This window comes from Nocardioides pelophilus, from assembly GCF_014180685.1.
Lineage (GTDB): Bacteria > Actinomycetota > Actinomycetes > Propionibacteriales > Nocardioidaceae > Nocardioides > Nocardioides pelophilus.
This window is the reverse complement of sequence record NZ_JACEHF010000266.1, coordinates 1-2868: the sequence shown is the minus strand read 5'-3', so window position 1 is coordinate 2868 and position 2868 is coordinate 1. Positions and strand designations below refer to the sequence as shown.

Annotated in this window: 3 protein-coding genes; 1 reads left to right on the top strand and 2 read right to left on the bottom strand. The window is 72.0% G+C overall.

Features of this window, described 5'->3' with window-relative positions:
• Positions 1–1364 (bottom strand): adenylate/guanylate cyclase domain-containing protein (locus H0488_RS25190; protein WP_183101460.1); only part of this gene is annotated, 1364 nt, incomplete at its 3' end.
• A gap of 117 nt (positions 1365–1481) precedes the next feature.
• Between H0488_RS25190 and H0488_RS22670 the strand changes: the two genes are divergently transcribed.
• Positions 1482–2327: a DUF3097 domain-containing protein gene (locus tag H0488_RS22670; protein WP_183101459.1), complete on the top strand. Its 846-nt coding sequence runs from the start codon at positions 1482–1484 to the stop codon at positions 2325–2327.
• Positions 2328–2342: 15 nt separating this feature from the next.
• Here the strand turns inward: H0488_RS22670 and H0488_RS22665 are convergent.
• A partial coding sequence (locus H0488_RS22665; RefSeq protein ID WP_512698548.1) for a TM2 domain-containing protein occupies positions 2343–2868 on the bottom strand: 526 nt, incomplete at its 5' end.

The window sequence follows — 2868 nt, the reverse complement described above, 5'->3', positions numbered from 1 at the left end:
GCCGCCTCGACCCGGGCGGCCACGTTGACGGCGTCGCCGATGACGCTGAAGTTCAGCCGTCCGGCGCCGCCGATCGACCCGGCGACGACGCGGCCGGTGTTGACGCCCGCCGCCACGCTCAGGCCGGTGCCCGCCCCGGCCGTGGCCCGGACGATCTCGCACGCGGCCGCCACCGCACGGTCGGCGTGGTCCGGGAAGACCTCGGGTGCGCCGAAGACGGCCAGCAGCCCGTCGCCGATGAACTTGTCGACGTGCCCGCCGTGCTTGTCGACGATCGGCACCATCACCGAGAACAGCCGGTTGAGGGTGGCGATGACCTCCGTGGCCGGCGCGCGCTCGGCGTACGACGTGAACCCGCGCACGTCGCAGAACATGATGGAGACGTCGACCTCGACGCCCTCCTCCGGGAACTGGCCGGAGAGGATGAGCGCGGCGACCTCCTTGTCGACGTAGGTGCCGAACGCCGCCCGCATCTGCTCGCGCTCCTCGAGCCCGCGCGCCATCACGTTGAAGTCGTGCGCGAGCTCGCCGAGCTCGTCGCTGGTCATCACCGGCACCCGGGCGGTCAGGTCGCCGCGGGTGACCCGCGCCATCGCGTCGCGGACGTCCTCGATCGGCCGGGACACGGCCTCGGCGAGCAGCACGGACAGCTCGTGCGACAGGGCGAGTCCGACCCCCACCGACGCTGCGATCGCGAGGAGCAGGTGGTCCGACCCGTCCCGGCCACCGACCAGACTGGCCACCAGCAGCCCGCTCCCGATCGTGTAGATGGTCGGCCCGAGCCGGATCCGCTTGCGGACCGTCACCCCTTCGCGGGCGAAGGCGAAGTCGTCGGGCAGCACCTTCGCGATGTCGGCCACGATCGGCCGCGACAGCATCTCGCCCGCGGAGTAGCTCATGATCGTGGCGTACGCCGCCGGCACGATGCAGGCGAGCAGGGTCACGAAGACCTCGTACCAGGCCAGCTCGAAGAGCACCACGCTGAAGACCGCGGTCGGCAGGATCACCAACGGGTTCACCCACCAGCTGTTGCGCCGGTACTGCCAGTAGGTCAGCGTCGTCGCCGTCTCCCAGGCACGGACCGTCTCCTGCGGCGTCGGGTCGGGACTGTCGTGCCAGGTGCGGACGGCGCAGAACGCCGACCTGGTCCGCCAGGAGGCTCCGAGCACCGCGATCGCCGTCAGGGTCGCCCCGAAGACCGCCAGGTCGACCACGGCGGCCGGGTCGGCGTCGTAGTAGAACGCGATGATCACGACCGTCAGCAGGGCGACGAGCACGGAGACGAGCGCCTGCCCGATCGCCAGCACGAGCCAGTACCGGGATCCCAGGCGCTCGTACAACCAGCCCGTGGAGCGATCGAGCACGCCTCGAGTCTGACGGCAGACCCGGGATCCGTCCACAGAACGCACTTCAGCGCCCGTCTCGGCCCTCACGGCGCGGCAGCCCGACGGGCGCCCGGTCGGCCCGTACGGTTGCCGGTCGTGACCGATCGCTACGGATCCGACGTTCTGGCCGGGGACTGGAAGAAGCCGAAGAACGGCCGGGCCGTCGACGCGCCCGCCGACCTCGGCGCCGTGGTCGAGGAGGTCACCACGGACTGGTGCGGCGAGATCGTGGCGGTCGACCGCGACCTGCACACGGTGACCCTGGAGGACCGGCGCGGGAAGCGGCGTACGTTCCCCCTCGGGCCGGGCTTCCTGCTCGAGGGCAAGCCGGTCATCCTCAGCGCGCCCGTCCGGAAGCACGCACCCGCACGTCCCACGCGGACGGCGAGCGGCTCGGTCGCGGTCCACGGGGCCAAGGCCCGGGTGGCGCGGGCGAGCCGGATCTTCGTCGAGGGCCGGCACGACGCCGAGCTGGTCGAGAAGGTGTGGGGCGACGACCTGCGGATCGAGGGCGTGGTCGTGGAGTTCCTCGGCGGCGTCGACGACCTCGCCGACCACCTGGTGTCCTTCAAGCCCGGCCCGCAGCGCCGGGTCGGCGTGCTGGTCGACCACCTGGTGCGCGGATCGAAGGAGTCACGGATCGCAGACGCCATCGTGCGCGGGCCGAACGGACCTCACGTGCGGATCGTCGGGCACCCGTTCGTCGACATCTGGCAGGCGGTGAAGCCCGAGCGGATCGGCCTCGAGGCGTGGCCGACCATCCCGCGCACCATCGAGTGGAAGAAGGGCGTGTGCCAGCACCTCGGCTGGCCGCACCGCGACCAGGCCGACATCGCCCGGGCGTGGCAGCACATCCTCTCCAAGGTCGACTCCTTCGCCGACCTGGAGCCGGAGCTGCTCGGCAGGGTCGAGGAGCTCATCGACTTCGTCACCGTCGAGTAGCCGCCAGGGCGAGGGTCAGCGCAGCACGCGCCCGTCGCTGTCGGTGAATCGCTTGTTGGTCAGCATCAGCACGCCGTCGATGACCCCCCAGATCCACAGCGGGATGCCCCAGAGCAAGCCGACCAGGATGCAGGTGAAGACCCATCCGGAGATGGTCCCGATCAGCTGGATCAGACCGATGGCCATGTGGCCGGTGTAGAGCCGGCCGATGCCCGGGATGCCCATCATCGACGGGATCAGCTGGAGCAGGCCGGCGGTCAGCCGCTCCTTGTCGGAGTACGGCAGGCCGGTCTCCGGGTCGATCTGCCCGGGGACCTTCGCGCCCGGCGCGAGCCCGATCCCGAACCCGGTCGGCACGGGCGGCGGGGCGCCGTACGGCTGGTAGGCCTGGCCGGGCATCGGCGGCTGCTGGTACGGCGCCGGCGGCGGCGGGGTGTGGTAGCCCGGCGGCGGCACGGCGGACGAAGGCGGCGGGGTGGGCGCCCCAGTCGGCGGCGTCGGCGGCGTCGGCGGCGTCGGGGCCGCCGTGGGAGGCGTCGGG